A 17,996-nucleotide genomic window follows, 5' to 3' on the forward strand; every position below is an offset into this window, starting at 1 on the left:
GTTAAAATGATACATACAAATATTTAATTTGAGCCAATGTCCTTTAAATAGGGGGAGTATTTTTGAATCCGTTATACATACAAAGAACATTAAGATTCATTTTTGTTATTGCGATCATCGTTTTATCCGTGATTGCTGTTTATCACGTATCAAAAGTAACTTATCCGTTTCTGATTGCCATTCTGATTGCGCTCTTCATTAATCCACTCGTCGGGTTTCTTGAAAAAAAAGGGCGTATCCCAAGGGGCCTTGCTGTCATTCTGGCTTTAACGATCATTTTTGCGATTTTCGCCGGACTGATCACTTTGCTTGTGGCCGAAATTGTCTCCGGAGCGGATTATCTTGCAAAAATGGTACCAACACATCTGGAGAAGCTAATCGATTACATTGAAGAATTTTTCGTTGCCCAAATCATCCCTTTATACAATCAGCTGACAGGCTTATTCAACAACCTTGGCGCAGGACAGCAGGATACGATCATCAGCAATATCGAGAATGCCGGCAGAACAATCGGGACAACCGTAGGGGCTTTTATCAAAAGCTTTTTTGAAAACATCCCGGGCATGATCTCGTGGATTCCAAACGCGGCGACCGTATTAATTTTTTCCTTGCTGGCAACTTTTTTTATCAGCAAAGACTGGAACAGGCTTTCCGCATGGGTCGGAAAGCTTATTCCGGGCCGTGCCAAAACGAGCGGAAAAAAAGTGTTTGCAGACCTGAGGAAAGCGTTATTTGGCTTTATAAAAGCCCAGGCGACTTTAATCTCGATTACAACCATTATTATTTTAATCGGACTGCTTATCCTGCGTGTGGACTATGCGATCACCATTGCCCTTGTCACCGGGCTCGTTGATATCATCCCATATCTGGGGACAGGCGCTATATTTGTACCGTGGATCATCTACTCGATCATCTCGGGAAATGTCAGTCTTGCAATAGGCCTTGGCGTCCTTTATATTATCGTAATTGTCCAAAGGCAGATTATGGAACCAAAAGTTCTTTCTTCAAGCATTGGAATAGATCCGCTCGCAACACTTGTTGCTTTATTCGTCGGTTTTAAGCTGATCGGCTTTCTTGGCCTGATCATCGGTCCCGTTACGCTTGTTATATTAACGACTCTGCACAAAGCCAATGTTTTCCGCGACCTCTGGGCTTTTATTAAGGGAGAAGACGAGCCTGTATAAAGGCTGATTAATCTTCTTGGGGAGCTCATTATGTTAATCGGAGACTCCCCTTTTTCATGTTCAGTTTGCAGTTTTACATTTATCCCGTTTCAATAAGAAAACTCGCCTATCGGCGAGTTGAAGGCTGAAACTATTGAGATGGCCGCTCAAAAACTGATAGTGTGACTCATGCAAAATAGCGATTTTAATCATAAATCTGCAGGTCCGATCATAAATTTCGAAATCCGCTCATAAATCCGCCGTTCCGCTCGTAAATCTCGAGTTCCGCTCGTAAATCTCAAGTTCCGCTCGTAAATCTCAAGTTCCGCTCGTAAATCTCAAACTCCGCTCGTAAATCTCAAGTTCCGCTCGTAAATCTCAAGTTCCGCTCGTAAATCTCAAATTCCGCTCGTAAATCTCAAATTCCGCTCGTAAATCTCAAGTTCCGCTCGTAAATCTTAAGTTCCGCTCGTAAATCTCAAACTCCGCTCGTAAATCTCAAATTCCGCTCGTAAATCTCAAATTGCGCTCGTAAATCTCAAGTTCCGCTCGTAAATCTCAAATTCCGCTCGTAAATCTCAAGTTCCGCTCGTAAATCTCAAGTTCCGCTCATAAATCCGCCGTTCGATCATAAAAACCGAAATCTGCTCATAAATAGAAGATTTCTTTATCTGATAATGGTGACACGCCCTTTATCGATCCACCTTTTAAAAGCTTTCAACATGAAAATTTTTAAAACCTTTCTTGTTGGCGGGGCCAGCAACAGGAAGCCGGCTACATCTGTAATAAAACCAGGAGTGAGCAGCAAGGTCCCGCCGATTAACACACAGGCCCCATCCAAAAGGGCATCGCCGGGAAGTTGACCATAGCGAAGCTGCTCCTGAATTCTTCGAATTGTCTCCAGCCCCTGCTTCTTTGCCAGGTAGGCTCCAAGCACTCCGGTAAACAAGATTAAAAATATCGTCGGCCAAATGCCAAGAGTTTGGCCAGACAGCATCAACACAGCGATTTCCGCTGCAGGTATAATGATCACTAACAAGAATATAAAACGCATATTTTTTACCTCCAGCAATCTTCATAAAAACATGTCCGTTTACTATTATTATACGTTCACTTTACAAAAAAACCAAAACAAAAAGAGAGGCGGTGCTTCCTCCGCCTCTCCCATATTGTATTAAAGAACGCTTGCGTGACCGTTATAAATGACTCCCCTGGCGGAATCAACGGTTATTTCCTGGCCGTCTTTGAACAGCTTTGTGGCATCCTGGACACCGACAATAACAGGAATGCCGATATTTAATCCTACTACAGCTGCATGGCTTGTCAGTCCGCCTTCTTCAGTGATTAACGCACTGCATTTTTCGATTGCAGGCACCATTTCCCGGTCAGTTCCAATTGTTACTAAAATTGAACCATCTTTCACCTTTGCAAGTGCTTCCTGGGCGTTCTGGGCTACAACAACCTTGCCGAATGCCGACTTGCGGCCGATACCCTGCGCTTTTGCGAGAATATCACCGACTACATGAATTTTCATCAAATTCGTCGTACCAGCCTCGCCGACCGGTACTCCTGCCGTAATGACGACCAAGTCGCCAGCTTTCACGATTCCGCTGTTTAAGCTTTCTTCTACGGCTCGATCGAGCATTTCATCTGTCGTTGTTGATTCTTTACCCAATTGAGGATACACACCCCAGACAAGCGCCAGGCGCCTGCATACATAATCATTCGACGTAACCGCTACAATCGGGGCCTTCGGGCGATATTTGGAGATCATTCTTGCAGTATGGCCGCTTTCAGTTGGTGTAATGATCGCATTCACATCCAGATTCAAGGCCGTATGGGCAACCGATTCCCCAATCGCATCGGTAATATTATGCTCGTTATCCTTACTGCGCTTTGACAGGATCTCTTTATGGTTTAATGCCGTTTCCGCACGGCGGGCAATATTATTCATTGTTTGGACCGCTTCAACCGGATACGAACCTGCTGCCGTTTCACCTGAAAGCATAATCGCATCAGTTCCGTCAAAAATCGCATTCGCCACGTCGCTTGCTTCCGCCCGGGTTGGACGCGGATTGCGCTGCATTGAATCAAGCATTTGCGTTGCCGTAATAACCGGTTTACCCAGTGCGTTACATTTTTTGATCAACTGCTTTTGGACAAGCGGCACTTCTTCTGCCGGAATTTCTACGCCAAGATCACCACGGGCAACCATTAGGCCATCAGAAACCTCAAGGATTTCATTGATATTATCGACGCCCTCCTGGTTCTCAATTTTCGGGATGATATGAATGTGTGAAGCATTATTATCCTGAAGAAGCTGGCGAATTTCCAGAACATCGGTCGCCCTGCGCACGAAAGAAGCCGCAATAAAGTCAATCCCCTGCTCGATGCCAAACAGGATGTCGTTTGCGTCTTTTTCTGTAATACCCGGGAGCTTAACTGCGACGCCGGGAACATTCACACCTTTTTTGTTTTTCAATACTCCGCCATTTAACACCTTTGTCTGAATTTCATTGTTTGCTTTATCAATTTTAATAACATCCAGAGCGATCAGGCCGTCATCAAGCAGGATTTTTGAACCCGTATGAACATCGTCAATCAATCCTGAATATGTAACCGAGAATTTCTCTTTTGTTCCGAGAACCTCGTTCATTGACACTGTGATTTCCTGGCCGGCTGTTAACTCAATTGCACCGTTTTCCATATCGTTGGTCCGGATTTCCGGTCCTTTTGTATCAAGCAGAATCGCAACGGTTTTCCCGGTGCGTTCCGCCGCTTCACGAATATTTCTGATCCGCTGGCCATGCTCCTCGAAATTGCCGTGTGAAAAATTTAACCGGGCTACGTTCATCCCCGCTTCTATTAATTGGCAAAGCTTTTCGACCGATTCACTTGCAGGGCCAATCGTACAAACGATTTTAGTTCTTCGCATCTTCATTAAACCTCCTGTAAAATGAGGGACTTATTATATTGAAAGTTCCTTTGATAATTTATATAAGTCAAGATCCAGCGTATGCTCTTTTGCCAAAGCCTCAATAATATCATAATCTACAAGCCGGTTCTTCTCTATTCCGACAGCGCGTCCGCCTTTGTCTTCCAATAAAAGCTCTACAGCACGAGCTCCAAGGCGGCTTGCGAGCACACGATCAAAAGCGGTCGGTGACCCGCCGCGCTGTACGTGCCCGAGCACGGTAACGCGCGTATCAAAATCAATCGCTTCTTTTATTTGTCTTCCAAATTCTTCTCCGCTCATCACGCCTTCGGCGACCACGATAATACTGTGCTTTTTCCCGCGTTCCTGTCCTTTTTTCAGGCGGTCCGCGATCTCATTTATATCATAATCTTCCTCCGGGATCAGGATCGTTTCCGCGCCGCCTGCAAGACCAGACCATAGAGCAAGGTCCCCGGCGCCTCTTCCCATGACTTCAATCACAAATGTTCTTTCATGGGAGGAAGCAGTATCGCGGATTTTATCGATCGCGTCAATAATTGTATTTAAGGCTGTATCAAAGCCGATTGTATATTCAGTTCCCGGAATATCATTATCAATCGTGCCTGGAACACCGACACATGGGAAGCCCTGCTCAGTTAACGCTTTTGCCCCCCGGTACGAACCGTCACCGCCAATGACAACAAGCCCGTCAATGGAAAGCTTTTTTAATTGCTCAATTCCTTTTTGCTGGCCTTCCTTCGTTTTAAACTCTTCGCAGCGCGCTGAATAAAGAGCAGTACCGCCGCGGTGAATAATGTCCCCGACAGAGCCAAGTTCAAGTTTTTTAATATTGCCGCTGATCAGCCCTGCATATCCTCCATAAACACCGTAAACTTCAATATTATGGTATATGGCTTTCCGGACAACCGCGCGAACAGCTGCATTCATTCCAGGCGAATCACCGCCGCTTGTCAATACTCCGATTCTCTTCACTGTCATCACCCCGATTTAGTAATAAAAATATGTAAAAGAAAATAAAACCCGCATCACACGCAGGGGCAACCGGAACACTCAATCCCCGTGCCTGACGATTCCCGTATACAGGGTGCTTTCTCCGATTTGTAACGGTCCGCTGCCGCTTTTCTATTATGAACAGAACACCCTTGAATATTTCTAAAATACCATGAAGATGCCCTTATCTCAACTGAATCCTCAACATATCCGATATAGACGGAATTGTCGGTTAACTGGAAGCGTTTTATTGGAGATATTAAGCTGCAAAGCCCATGTTAACAACATTAACGTGGTGAAAACAATACATTTCCTAAAAAAGAAAACGTGCTGTAAAAAGCACGCTTTTAGTTTACCCCGGCCACTTCATTTAAAAACGAATAATCACCAATTGCTTTATACTTTTCATAACGATGGGCGGCAAGTTTATCACCACTAAGTCCGGACAATTCTTTTAATGATTGTTTCAGGATTGCATTGATTTCTGCCGCCTGTTGCTTGACATCATTATGGGCCCCCCCTCTGACTTCGGGAATAATTTGATCAATGATCCCGAGTTCCTTCAAGTCAGGGGCGGTAATTTTCATGCTTTCGGCTGCGCGTTTTGCCTGGGATGCATCCTTCCATAATAAGGCGGCTGCTCCTTCGGGGGAAATCACTGAATACGTCGAGTTCTCAAGCATGTGGATGTGGTTGCCGACACCAAGCGCAAGCGCCCCGCCGCTTCCTCCTTCGCCGATGACAATGCATACGATCGGAACTGTTAAGCTCGCCATTTCAAAAAGATTGCGGGCAATTGCCTCACTTTGTCCTCTTTCTTCAGCGGCTTTGCCGGGATAAGCGCCCTTCGTATCAATAAAGCAGACAATTGCCCGGTTGAACTTCTCAGCCTGCTTCATTAGCCTTAATGCCTTGCGGTAGCCTTCAGGATGGGGCATGCCAAAATTGCGGCGAATGTTTTCCTTTGTATCTTTTCCGCGCTGGTGGCCGATCACCGTGACAGGCATTCCATGGAATTTGGCAATCCCGCCAACGATCGCTTCATCGTCACCGAAAGCACGGTCTCCATGGCATTCAAAGAAATCGGTGAACAAAAGCTGAATATAATCAAGCGTTGTCGGCCTGTTTGGATGTCTGGCAATTTGAACCCTGTCCCACGGTTTTATATTTTCGTATATATCCTTCTCAAGCTTTTCAAGCCTTGTTTCAAGCTTTTCTATTTCCGAAGACAAATCTACATCGGTGCTTTTCGTAAATTCCTTCAGCTCGGTTATTTTTTTCCTTAATTCGATAACCGGCCGTTCGAATTCGAGCTCTCCTACCACTTCAGGTCACCTCCAGGTGTATGGATATCAAGGATTAACCCGATTTGGTCCTTTAAATCTGCCCTTGGGATGACAGCATCAAGCTGGCCATGCTTCAGTAAAAATTCTGCGGTTTGAAAGTCCTCGGGCAGCTCTTCGCGAATTGTTTGTTCAATGATTCTCCGACCGGCAAAACCAATCAGTGCCCCAGGCTCGGCAATATTATAGTCACCAAGGGACGCAAAGCTTGCTGACACTCCGCCAGTTGTCGGATGGGTCATAATCGAGATCGTTAAACCGCCGTTGTCGCTGAATTTTTTCAGAGCGACACTCGTTTTCGCCATTTGCATTAAACTGAGCACCCCTTCTTGCATTCGGGCACCGCCTGAAGCCGTAAAGATAATAAACGGCACCGACAGTTCATCTGCTTTCTCAATCGCCCTGGTAATCTTTTCTCCGACGACCGAGCCCATGCTGCCCATTCGGAAGGTTGCATCCATGACAGCTGTAACGGTCTTAATCCCGTTAACAGCACCGGTCCCTGTAATGACGGCCTCATTTAAATTCGTCTTTTGCCGGTCTTTTTCAAGCTTTTCTATATAATCGGGAAAGCCAAGCGGATTATTCGACACCATCTCTTTATTTAATTCCTGAAAGCTTCCTTCATCGAGGAAGCTTTCGATCCGTTCCCGTGAATTCATTTGATGATGATGACCGCAGTGTGTGCAAACCTTTAAATTTTTCACAAGCTCTTTCGTGTACATGATTTTCTTGCATCTCGGACATTTCGTCATGATTCCTTCCGGAACATCCTGCTTTGCTGTTTCCGATGGTATAGTCGCATATTTTTTCTTTTTTGATTTTGTGAAAATCTCTTTGAGCAAAGTGAAACCTCCCTTGTTCGTAACGCTCAAGCAATTGGTCAAAAGAGCGGAGCGAAATCACGATCAATAAAAAATATTTAATAAGAACAGTAAAAAATCATTTAACGGCCAGGCCACTAAAGCCTTAAGTATGCCAAAGGGTTGTCTATAATATATATAAATAACCCTTTAAAACATGTAGGAACCTGTCGTCAGTCACTCGACAAGTTTCTTAATTTCCTGTAAACAGCAAGAGAATGATTCTGTTCTTTATTCATCATTGCTTTAACTAAGGAAAGATAATCATTTTTGGTGAGATGATCCTGCGATAAATTTAAAGAATTATAATAATCCTTCAAGATTGTCCACATTCGCCAAAACAAATGATTATCAGAAAGCTTGACAACTTTTGAAAAAAAATCGTCTTCAGTAACATCTGAGTCCTTCACCCATGTTTCAAGGTCATGAAGTTTTTCAAGGGGATTTCTTTGCCGGATCAGCCGCAGGCAATCCATTTCGATTAAATGCTTTGTTTCAGTAATATCCCGCTTGGCTTTATCGTCCTGAAGAATAAATGTGCTGAGCAATTCGACAAGCTGATGTCCGCGGAAATCGCGCAAAAATGTCCCTTCACCGCGTCTTGTTTCAATCAAGCCCAACAGTTCGATTGCCCGCAATGCTTCCCTCACGGAAGAGCGCCCGACATTCAGGCGCTCCGAAAGCTCGCGTTCAGAAGGAATTTTGTCACCAGGCTTAAGCCCGTCTTCTTCAATCATGTTTCGAAGCTGCTTGACAATTTCAATGTAAATCTTCGAATGGCGCTCTGAGGAGTTCACTTTTTTCTTCACTCGCTTTTCCCGATAATGGCAAGGTGCCGGGTCTTTTCTTTTATTTCCTCAGGATCGACTTTAATTCGCGCAACACCCGTTTCCATTGCCGCTCTCGCTACAGCCGCTGCCACTGCAGGTGCCACCCTTGCGTCAAACGGGCCGGGAATCACATAATCGGCATGGAGTTCATCCTCGGTAATAAGGCCGGCAATCGCTTCTACTGCGGCCACCTTCATTTTTTCATTGATATGGGTAGCCCGGACGTCAAGTGCCCCCCTAAAAATACCCGGAAAGGCAAGGACATTGTTCACCTGGTTCGGAAAATCGGATCGGCCGGTCCCGATTACCTTTGCTCCTGCTTCTTTTGCATCTGCAGGCATGATCTCCGGATTCGGGTTGGCCATTGCAAAAATGATTGGATCGGGATTCATTTTTTTAATCATTTCGATTGTTAAAGCTCCCTCAACCGAAACGCCAATAAACACATCGGCACCGCTTAGCACATCGGCAAGACTTCCTTCTAATTTTCCCCGATTCGTATATTTGGCGACATCTTCCTTAATGCTGTTCATTCCTTGAGGACGTCCTTCATATATGGCGCCTTTTGTATCGCACATGATAATATCCCTGACCCCGTAGCTGTATAACAGCTTAATAATCGCAATACCAGCCGCTCCGGCACCGTTTGCAACAACTTTGATTTCGTTCATTTTTTTGCCGACAATCTTCAGGGCGTTAACGAGCCCGGCAACGGTAACGATTGCAGTGCCATGCTGATCATCATGAAAGATGGGAATATTCGTTTCTTTTTTCAATCGTTCTTCAATCACAAAGCAATTTGGAGCGGCAATATCTTCAAGATTCACCCCGCCAAAGGTCGGTTCAAGAAGCTTGACTGTTTCAATAATCTTGTCCACATCCGTCGTTCCAAGACAAATCGGAAAAGCATCGACTCCTGCAAAGCTTTTAAATAGAACAGCCTTCCCTTCCATTACCGGCAAAGCAGCTTCAGGGCCGATATTTCCAAGACCCAAAACCGCAGTCCCGTCGGAAACAACCGCCACCATGTTGCCTTTCATCGTATAGTCATAGACCGTTTCCGGTTTGTCATAGATTTCTTTGCAAGGTTCGGCGACACCCGGTGAATACGCAAGACTAAGGTCTCTGGCATTCTTAACCTCGACTTTGGATTTCGATTCTAATTTGCCTTTATTAACGCGATGCATGTGCAATGCTTCTTCACGTAAACTCAAGTTTCCCCACCCTTTCATTCTTCAAAAAACATCAGCATATCGCAGACAAGGCTCAGGTAACGCCCCATCCAGTGGTCAGACCACGCATCTTCTTATCAATATACCATACTTGAAAAGGATGTAAAGAACTATTCTTTTAAAATAACATTGCTTTTTCCAAGAAAAGCAGTTAATTCAGCAAGACAATTTTTTGAACCATCGACTTTGATAGTGTCAGCCAATCGCACCGTTTTTTCAGTACTTTCATAATGAAGAACGACATGAATGCCGCCTTTGAAGGCCTTTAAGATCTCCTTTAAGCGGTTGAGCTGCTCCGGATTTTCTTTATCGCGGCTTATTTTTAAATACAGGGCCGGTTTATTTTTCCCCGATTGTTCCGCCCAATCCTTCAAAGAATGGACGGCCTGAATGATCAGCTGCTTTTTCCCGTCTCTTTCCTCAAGCTTGCCATCAAGCAATACGGTGTTTCCTTGTTTTAAGAGGAGCGCATTTTTGCTGAATACTTGCGGAAAGGCAACCGCTTCAAGCTCGGCACCTGGATCGCTCAATGTAACAAAAGCCATTGCCTCGCCTTTTTTTGTGCGGATTTTATTCACCTCCGTGATATAGGCAGCGGTGCGAACCCTTTTTCCCGGAACAGTTAAATCCCAAAGCGACGGGATTTTCGCAGCTCTTAACTGCTGCTCGAATAAGGATAGCGGGTGGTCTGATAAATATAGGCCGAGCACTTCTTTTTCGGACGATAGCTTTTCTTCAATTCCGATCGGATCCACTTCAACATGCTTCGGTTTAGGGAAGAAATCATCATCAGCGAATAAATCGCCATTCTCCACCCCTTCCGGTTTTACGAGCAGGGCATGATCGAGCGCGACATCTATGCTTGCAAGCAGCACTGCCCGATCGTGGCCAAATTCATCAAAGCAGCCGGAATGAACGAACGCTTCAAGCGTTTTGCGATTGGCTGCTTTTGCAGAAACGCGGAGACAAAAATCGAAAATATCTTCAAACCGCTTCTGTTTGCGGGCCGAAAATATCTCCTTTAACGCAGCTGCCCCTACTCCTTTGATCGCTGCGAGACTGTAGCGGATCGAATCTTGTTCGACGAGAAATGAGTACCCGCTTTTATTGATGGAAGGAGGCAGGATGCTGATATTCATCTGTTTCAATTCGCGAATGTACTGGATCAGCTTGGACTCGTTCCCTGTGGCCGACGTTAACAGCGCTGCCATGAAGAACAACGGATAATGAGCCTTCAAATAGGCGAGCTGGTAAGCAATAAAGCTGTAGGCGACCGCATGGCTCCGGTTGAATCCATAATTGGCAAAGCGGACGATCAAATCGTACAGCTCATTCGCTGTCTGCTCATTGTAGCCTTGCTTGAGCGAACCTTGAACGAAATGGCTTCTTTCTTTATCGAGAACTGCTTTTTGCTTCTTGCTGACGGCCCGCCTGAGCAAATCTGCTTCCCCCAATGTGAAGCCTGCCATTTTGGAAGCGATTTGCATAATTTGCTCTTGATAGACGATCACTCCGTATGTGTTCTTCAAGATCAGCTCAAGGTCGGGATGCGGATACTCGATTTGCCGGCGCCCGTGCTTGCGGTCGATATAAAGCGGAATATTCTCCATCGGGCCCGGACGGTACAGGGCGTTTACGGCAACGATGTCCTCAAAGTGTGTCGGCTTTAACCTTGTCAGCACTTTGCGCATCCCCTCTGATTCAAGCTGAAAAATCCCCGTCGTATCGCCGCGGCTTAACAGCTCAAAAGTTTTGCTGTCGTTAAAAGGGATGGAATGAATATCAATCTTCGTGCCGGTCTTTCTCTGAATATCGTTTATAACCGATTCAAGGAGAGACAGGTTTCTGAGGCCAAGAAAGTCCATTTTTAACAGTCCGATATCTTCCAAATGCTCCATCGAATATTGGGTCAGGAACACTTCGTCATGCCCGCTCTGAATCGGGACAAGGTTGATTAGCGGCTGCTCACTGATCACAACACCGGCAGCATGGGTCGAAGTATGCCGCGGCAGTCCTTCAATTTTCTTTGCTGTTTCGAAAAGACGCCTGTTAAAGTCTGATTCCTCGACAAACTGCCGCAGGGGAGCCGATTCCTCGTACGCCGTTGCCAGGCGGATCCCCAGCTTTGAGGGGATCAATCTCGACAGCCTGTCCAGCTCCTTTGTATTCAAGCCAAATGCCCTTCCAGTATCGCGAACGGCCGCTTTCGCCGCCAGTGTCCCGAATGTCGCGATTTGCGCAACATGGAGTTCGCCATACTTTCTGGCAACATATTTGATGACTTCATCACGGCGGTGATCTGGAAAATCAATATCGATATCAGGCATGGAAATCCGTTCAGGATTCAGAAACCGTTCAAATAATAAATCATGTTCAATCGGATCGACATCCGTAATATATAACACATAGGCCACGAGTGAGCCGGCGGCAGAGCCCCTGCCCGGGCCAGTCAGAATCCCCGCGTCCCTCGCGTACTTCATAAAATCCCAAACGATTAAAAAGTAATCGCTGAAATTCATTTTTTGGATGATTCCAAGCTCGAAGGCAAGACGATCACGATGCTCCTTGCCCGGATTTCGATACCTTTCTTCCAAGCCTTGATAACAAAGGCTTTCAAGCATATCCTCCGCCGACACTCCATGTTCAACTGGATACTTGGGAAGATATTGTTTATTCATTTCAAGGAGCACATTGCAATTTTTTGCGATTTTGATCGTATTTTCTAAAGCGTCCGGGTAATCCGCAAACAACTCGGCCATTTCTTTGCCCGTTTTCAAATAAAATTGGTCGCTTGGGAGCTTTTCACGCTGCTGATCGTGGAGTTTTTCACCATTCTTGATCGCCAGCAGGCATTCATGGGCAAAAGCATCCTCTTTGTCCAAATAATGAACCCGGTTTGTCGCGACCGCCTGAATGCCTGCCGAACCGGCAAGCTTGACCAGCTCCTCAATCGACCCGGGTCTTTCCGGAGCGCCGTGCTTTTGCAGGCTGATGAAAAAATGCTCTTTTTCAAAGATTGCTGTAAATGCCGCGGCGACTTCAAGCGCTTTTTCAGGTTCACCGTTTAATAAATATTGCTCTATTTCACCTTCTTCACCTGGCGTTAGGGCAAAAATTCCTTCTGCATAATGCTTGAGCCATTTTACGGGAATTCCTCCGGATGATTTCGTTTGCACAACACTTGTTATTTTAATTAAGTTTTTAAAACCGTGTTCGTTTTTAGCCAGTAAAACGAGAGGGTATGCGCTATCACCGCTTAATCCGCTGATCACATCGACTGTCAGCCCAAGGATCGGCTTGATTTCTTGTTTAAGGCATTCTTTATAAAAAGCAACGGCTCCATACATCACATTTCGATCTGTCAGGGCAAGCGCATGAAAGCCGCGTTCCTTTGCGCCGCGCACGAGCTGTTCGATTGTTGCTGTACTGTTAAGGAGACTATATGAACTGTATACATGAAGGTGGATAAATGACAAATGACTCACACCCTTATTCTTCTTCTCTTAACCATTATAGAACTTGCTATTTCAAAAAGAAAATATGTTTTCTTTTCTTCAGTTAAGCCGGCCTTATTTCCTGACAATCTTATAAACATATTTAGCGGGGATTGTCCATATGATGAATTATCGGAGCCTTTATCATCAAATAGAGGGATGGATAAAACTATGGAACATAAACAACCCTTTTTTGTCGGTTTGATTGAAAGCTATTTTATTGCCCTCGGTGTCTTGCTCGGGGGAGCCCTTATCGGCGGGTTGGCCGCTTTTTTAACCGGGAAGCCGCCGCTGACGGAGATTGCCAGACTTGGTGCCATGATCCGAATCTGGGCGATTATCGCGGCAATCGGCGGAACATTCGATACTGTCTACAGCTTTGAGCGAGGCATACTTGAAAGTGAAACAAAAGATCTTTTCAAACAATCGCTGCTGATTCTTTCGGCTTTCGGAGGCGCGAAAACAGGGGCTGTTCTAATTAATTGGCTGACCCAGGAGCATATTTCCCAATGAGAATTCCTCAGTATTACCGCCAGCCGGGCTGGCAGCGTTTTATTGCCGGAATGGCAATTGGCGGTTTTATCAGCTGGTTTATCTTTTTGTATATATTCGGAGTCTGGCAGGAGGAATACAGTAAAGATATTAAAAAACTGAGAGATGATATTGAAGAGCTGGAGGAAGATAAAAAAATTTGGCAGGAAGAATACAAGGAGTTAAACAAAAAAAATATCGAGCAGCTGACCGTGCAGGAAATAAAAGTGGAAATAAGCAATGGCGAAAAATATCGCCTAGATCCTTTGAGTGTGTTTGAGGCTGAAAAAAGCGTAAAAGAGGACATCAGAATGATGCTTGCAAAGGATTTGGAAACCGTTTATAAAAGCAGGGAACTATTAAAACGAGTCATCGAAAATAAACCCGTACCCATAAACGATAAAAGGTACAACATGAAGGTTGAGGAAGTATTCATCTACACAACTTTGTATATTAAGCTCCGTCTCACTCTTGAAGAATAATGGATGTGGCCCTGCTTCGTACAGGGCCTGCTGCTTATTGTAAACACGCCTCGTCAATTTCTTTTAACACAGACTCGGCCTCAGACCAGGAATAGATCGAAGCACCAGCGGCAAGCGGATGGCCGCCTCCTTGATAATTTCGGGCAATCCCGTTGATCACAGGCCCCTTGGAGCGGAGCCTGACGCGGATTTGATCTTCTTCCTCAATAAAAAACACCCATGCTTTGATTCCTTTTACATTTCCAAGCTCCCCGACTAACAGCGATGCTTCTGATGGAACGACATCAAACCGGGCCAGCAATTCCTTTGTCAGGAACATCGATGCCGCACCAGTTGGGCGCATTTCGAAATTTTGCAGCACATAGCCATTCAATTTGACGAGATTTGGCTTTTGCTCATACATTTGATCGTAAAGCTCTGTTCGGGAAAAATCATAATGGATCAGCTCACTGGCATACTTGAACGTCTTTTCTGTCGTGCTTGGAAACAGGAATCTGCCCGTATCCCCGACTATTCCGGCGTATATAAGCCTTGCTGCCTGGTTGGACATTTTTAAGCCTTGATCTTTTCCCGCCAAATAAAACTCGTAAATCATCTCACTTACTGAGCTGGCATCCGTGTCAACCCACATTAAATCCCCATACGCATCCTCGTTTGGGTGGTGGTCGATCTTAATCAGCTTATCGCCGAGTTTATAGCGGCTGTCACAAATTCTCTCTTCATTTGCCGTATCACAAACGATTACCAGTGCCCCTTTGAATACTTCGTCAGCTATGACGTCAAGCTCATTTAGAAAGCGGAGGGACGGATCTTCTTTTCCTACGGCATAAATTTTTTTATCGGGGAAGGATGTGCGCAAAATCCCGGCAAGACCGCCTTGTGACCCGTAGGCGTCAGGATCGGGGCGAACGTGGCGGTGAATAATAATCGTTTCATATTGGCGGATTGTATTTAAAATTTTTTCGATCATTATTTAACTCCTTTTGGTCAGCATCAATATTTTTGAAAAATGAACCAGTTTCACATGCAAATAATAGCTTTTCCAGTCCAAAATAGTTAAAATAAGAGAAGCTTGTCGAATTTGGAGGAGTAAAACATGCCAGTTCTGGTCATCTTAGTCGTCATATCTTTCTCATTTTACTTATTTTATAAAGTTAAATTTTTCAGGACCAATCGTCCTCTTGAAAAAGCATGGATTTCCTCAAAGTCGAGGATTGCCCTTGGCGCTTTCGTGGCCCTGTTTGGAATCAACCAGCTGTTTCTATACGGATCAACGGTTTCATATATTGTTGGTGCCGTCTTTATTGTCGTCGGCGGACTAAGCATCTGGGCCGGGTATAAAACTTATCAATTTTATCTGCCTAAAGCGATTGAAGAAGCCGAAGAGCTTGCAAAAAAAGCAAGTAACACCTGATTTTATCCATTCGAAATTGAACAGAGATTAAGGCCGGTTTCCCATCAGCGGGAAACGGCTTTTTTAAACTATAGGAAATATAAGCTTTTCTTATAGTTGGGCGTTTCGATGTCCAGCTCCGACGTACAGGACGTACTAGTGCCGACAATGCCACAGGACGTGGCGTTCTTGTCGGCCAGTGCCTAACCCCTCGAGTCGCTTCCGCTTTTCTTATTGCCGGTCAATGAGCTGGCACATCATCATCGCCTTGCCGACAAGCATTCCCTCGTTAAAGACTTCGACATCGACTTTCCCAAATTTCCTTCCGACTTCAAGAACTTTCGGGTAAATCTCGATAACGCTGTCTATTTGCACAGGCTTGATAAAGTATATGGTCATATTTTCAACAACCATGTCCCCTTTTTTATAGCCCCTTAGAAACCGGTTCGCTGCTTCGGACACAATCGTCGTAAAAACTCCATACGAGATCGTCCCGAGATGGTTCGTCATCTGCGGGGTAACCTCACAGCGGTAAACATCGTCGCCCTTCGTTTTTCCTTTTATTAACACAAGCTGGTTTGTGACAATATCATCAATCGTTTCACCGACCTGGGGCTGGCGCTGGACCATTTGCAGCGCTTTTAGCACATCCTGCCTGCTGATAATCCCCTCAAGCTTGTTTCCGTCATCGACAACCGGGAGCATTTCAATGCCTTCCCATACCATCATATGCGCCGACGATGCCACGCTTGTTTTTCCACTGACCGTCATCGGGCTTTTTGTCATAATTTTATCGATCGGGGTGTCGGGGCTGTGGCCGAGGATATCTTTGGAAGTCACGATCCCCTGCACCTTCATATTGTGGTCGACAACCGGGAAACGGCCGTGCTGCGTCGCCTGGTTATGCTTATGCCAATCAGAAACTTTTTCATCCGTTCTTAAAAATATCGTTTCCTGAAGCGGAGTTAAAATATCTTCCACAAGGACAATTTCCTTTTTAATTAACTGGTCATAAATGGCCCGGTTGATCATCGTCGCCACCGTAAATGTATCATAGCTGCTTGAAATGATCGGAAGCTGCAATTCATCGGCAAGCTTTTTGACATCTTCATCCGTATCAAAACCGCCTGTTATTAAAACGGCTGCGCCCGCTTTTAAAGCATGCTCGTGCGCTCTCGTCCGATTGCCGACAATCAGCAGGTTGCCTGCCCCTGTATAGCGCATCATCGCGTCAAGCTTCATCGCACCAATGACAAATTTATTAAGCGTCTTATGTAAGCCGGCTCTCCCCCCCAGAACCTGGCCATCAACAATATTGACCACTTCCGCATATGTGAGCTTTTCAATGTTTTCTTTTTTCTTGCGCTCAATGCGGATTGTCCCGACCCGTTCGATCGTGCTGACATAGCCTTTGTTCTCGGCATCCTTGATCGCCCTGTACGCTGTGCCTTCACTGACAGCGAGCGCCTTGGCGATCTGGCGGACAGAAATTTTTTCACCGACCGGAAGCTCATCGATATATTGCAGTATTTGTTCATGCTTTGTTGTCAAGACCTTCACCCTCTATAAAAATTTCCGCGGATTGTCCTAGAAAATTTTTCTTTTCTTTTATTATAAGGTCTTTACACCCATGAATACAATTCGATATGCAAGCTTCCGGTAAAAATGTCATCGAACAGTCTTAACTCCCGTAAGAGCGGATTTTCTTTTTCGCCCCTTTAGATCCGGAAAAATGCCGGTTTCCCTGCTGTTTTATTGGAGCATGCATAAGCGCGGTTAAATTGCCGGCAATCACAAAAAGCGCGAACACGAGCCAGCTTACTGCAAACCGCCCTTCCAGGCCCCCGGCAAACACAGAAAGGCGCGGAACTGCGATATAGAGAAGCAAGCCGCCCGCCAATAAACAAAACAAGTATCGGTTCTTTTTCACGTTTGTCCCTCCTCTTGTTTCATTTTTATGCTTACATAGATAAAAAAAGGACAGTTCAGACTCTGTGCTTTTTATTATTGCCTAAAGTTCGAGCGAGTCTCCTGCTTGTAATACCCTCCCTTCCTGGCCCTCAAGCATACTGATAAAACGCCCGGGGTCCTGCTTGATCGGCGGGAAGGTATTATAGTGAATCGGTACAACCAATTTCGGATTTAGCAGCTTTGCTGCATAGGCGGCATCCTCAGGTCCCATCGTAAAGTTATCACCGATCGGCAGGAAGGCAACGTCGGCCGGATGGCGTTCGCCAATTAATTTCATATCTGAGAATAAAGCGGTGTCTCCGGCATGGTAAATCGTTTTGCCTTCCGCCATAAACAAAATCCCGGCAGGCATGCCAAGATAGATGATTTCCTTGTTGTCCGTCTCCAGGCTTGACCCGTGGAAAGCCTGGGTCAATTTGACTTTGCCAAAATCAAACTCGTATGCGCCGCCAATATGCATCCCATGTGCTTCAATACCTTGCCAGCTTAAGTATGTAGCAATTTCAGCGTTTGCCACGACCAACGAATTGTTTTTCTTCGCCAATTCAACCGTATCGCCGAAATGGTCACCATGGCCGTGAGTTAACAAAATAACATCGGGCTTTACATCGTCCACCTTCAAATCAGTTAAGCCATTCCCGTTTATGAATGGGTCAATCAAGATCGTTTTATGATTGGTTTCAATTTTAACAACGGAATGTCCATGATAGGATACTTTCATTTTTCCTGGCCCCTTTCAAAAAAATTC

16 protein-coding genes are annotated in these 17,996 nt (G+C 45.3%); 4 read left to right on the forward strand and 12 right to left on the reverse strand.

Translation table 11 applies throughout. From position 1 onward, the window contains the following. Window positions 1-62 precede the first annotated feature (62 nt). Window positions 63-1,184 (forward strand): sporulation integral membrane protein YtvI, encoded by a 1,122-nt coding sequence (ytvI, locus tag CU633_RS08960; protein WP_101659566.1) that lies wholly within the window; start codon window positions 63-65, stop codon window positions 1,182-1,184. A 646-nt stretch (window positions 1,185-1,830) separates the two neighbouring features. Here ytvI and CU633_RS08965 read toward each other — a convergent pair. From CU633_RS08965 to dnaE, 8 genes are all read right to left on the reverse strand, one after another. Next, complete coding sequence (locus CU633_RS08965; protein ID WP_101659568.1) at window positions 1,831-2,217, reverse strand: FxsA family protein; 387 nt, start codon at window positions 2,215-2,217, stop codon at window positions 1,831-1,833. A 120-nt stretch (window positions 2,218-2,337) separates the two neighbouring features. Further along, window positions 2,338-4,098: a pyruvate kinase gene (gene pyk, locus CU633_RS08970; protein WP_101659570.1), complete on the reverse strand. Its 1,761-nt coding sequence runs from the start codon at window positions 4,096-4,098 to the stop codon at window positions 2,338-2,340. 33 nt (window positions 4,099-4,131) lie between these two features. Next, the gene (gene pfkA / locus CU633_RS08975; protein WP_101659572.1) at window positions 4,132-5,091 is read right to left on the reverse strand and encodes a 6-phosphofructokinase; all 960 of its coding nucleotides are present in this window, start codon (window positions 5,089-5,091) and stop codon (window positions 4,132-4,134) included. A 365-nt stretch (window positions 5,092-5,456) separates the two neighbouring features. After that, a complete protein-coding gene (accA, locus tag CU633_RS08980) occupies window positions 5,457-6,434 on the reverse strand; it encodes an acetyl-CoA carboxylase carboxyl transferase subunit alpha (protein WP_101659574.1) in 978 nt (325 codons plus the stop codon). Next, window positions 6,428-7,297: an acetyl-CoA carboxylase, carboxyltransferase subunit beta gene (accD, locus tag CU633_RS08985; RefSeq protein WP_101659576.1), complete on the reverse strand. Its 870-nt coding sequence runs from the start codon at window positions 7,295-7,297 to the stop codon at window positions 6,428-6,430. Before accD ends, accA begins: the two co-directional genes overlap by 7 nt. A gap of 191 nt (window positions 7,298-7,488) precedes the next feature. Beyond that, window positions 7,489-8,052, reverse strand: a complete 564-nt coding sequence (locus tag CU633_RS08990) for a FadR/GntR family transcriptional regulator (protein ID WP_374703359.1) — start codon at window positions 8,050-8,052, stop codon at window positions 7,489-7,491. 68 nt (window positions 8,053-8,120) lie between these two features. After that, on the reverse strand, window positions 8,121-9,359 hold the full coding sequence (locus CU633_RS08995; RefSeq protein WP_101659578.1) for an NAD(P)-dependent malic enzyme: 1,239 nt from the start codon (window positions 9,357-9,359) through the stop codon (window positions 8,121-8,123). Between the two features lie 128 nt (window positions 9,360-9,487). After that, window positions 9,488-12,853, reverse strand: coding sequence for a DNA polymerase III subunit alpha (dnaE, locus tag CU633_RS09000; protein WP_101659580.1), 3,366 nt, complete (start codon window positions 12,851-12,853; stop codon window positions 9,488-9,490). A 189-nt stretch (window positions 12,854-13,042) separates the two neighbouring features. On the opposite strand from dnaE, the gene CU633_RS09005 reads away from it, so the two are divergent. Together CU633_RS09005 and ytrI are read left to right on the forward strand one after the other, a co-directional pair. Beyond that, window positions 13,043-13,384 (forward strand): YtrH family sporulation protein, encoded by a 342-nt coding sequence (locus CU633_RS09005; protein WP_101659652.1) that lies wholly within the window; start codon window positions 13,043-13,045, stop codon window positions 13,382-13,384. After that, a complete protein-coding gene (ytrI, locus tag CU633_RS09010; protein WP_101659582.1) occupies window positions 13,381-13,884 on the forward strand; it encodes a sporulation membrane protein YtrI in 504 nt (167 codons plus the stop codon). Before CU633_RS09005 ends, ytrI begins: the two co-directional genes overlap by 4 nt. Before the next feature lie 34 nt (window positions 13,885-13,918). Here the strand turns inward: ytrI and CU633_RS09015 are convergent, their stop codons facing one another. After that, window positions 13,919-14,854: a DHH family phosphoesterase gene (locus CU633_RS09015; protein ID WP_101659584.1), complete on the reverse strand. Its 936-nt coding sequence runs from the start codon at window positions 14,852-14,854 to the stop codon at window positions 13,919-13,921. Between the two features lie 126 nt (window positions 14,855-14,980). On the opposite strand from CU633_RS09015, the gene CU633_RS09020 reads away from it, so the two are divergent. After that, window positions 14,981-15,298: a YtpI family protein gene (locus CU633_RS09020; RefSeq protein ID WP_101659587.1), complete on the forward strand. Its 318-nt coding sequence runs from the start codon at window positions 14,981-14,983 to the stop codon at window positions 15,296-15,298. A 210-nt stretch (window positions 15,299-15,508) separates the two neighbouring features. Here CU633_RS09020 and CU633_RS09025 read toward each other — a convergent pair whose 3' ends face one another. The 3 genes from CU633_RS09025 to CU633_RS09035 form a co-directional block, all read right to left on the reverse strand. After that, entirely contained in the window at window positions 15,509-16,828 is a 1,320-nt protein-coding gene (locus tag CU633_RS09025) for a CBS domain-containing protein (RefSeq protein ID WP_101659589.1), read from the reverse strand. Between the two features lie 130 nt (window positions 16,829-16,958). Further along, window positions 16,959-17,207, reverse strand: coding sequence for a hypothetical protein (locus CU633_RS09030; protein WP_101659591.1), 249 nt, complete (start codon window positions 17,205-17,207; stop codon window positions 16,959-16,961). An 81-nt stretch (window positions 17,208-17,288) separates the two neighbouring features. Beyond that, window positions 17,289-17,969 (reverse strand): metal-dependent hydrolase, encoded by a 681-nt coding sequence (locus tag CU633_RS09035; RefSeq protein ID WP_101659593.1) that lies wholly within the window; start codon window positions 17,967-17,969, stop codon window positions 17,289-17,291. Window positions 17,970-17,996 lie beyond the last annotated feature (27 nt).

The sequence above is a fragment of the Bacillus sp. V3-13 genome (assembly GCF_002860165.1).
Taxonomy (GTDB): domain Bacteria; phylum Bacillota; class Bacilli; order Bacillales; family Cytobacillaceae; genus Bacillus_BJ.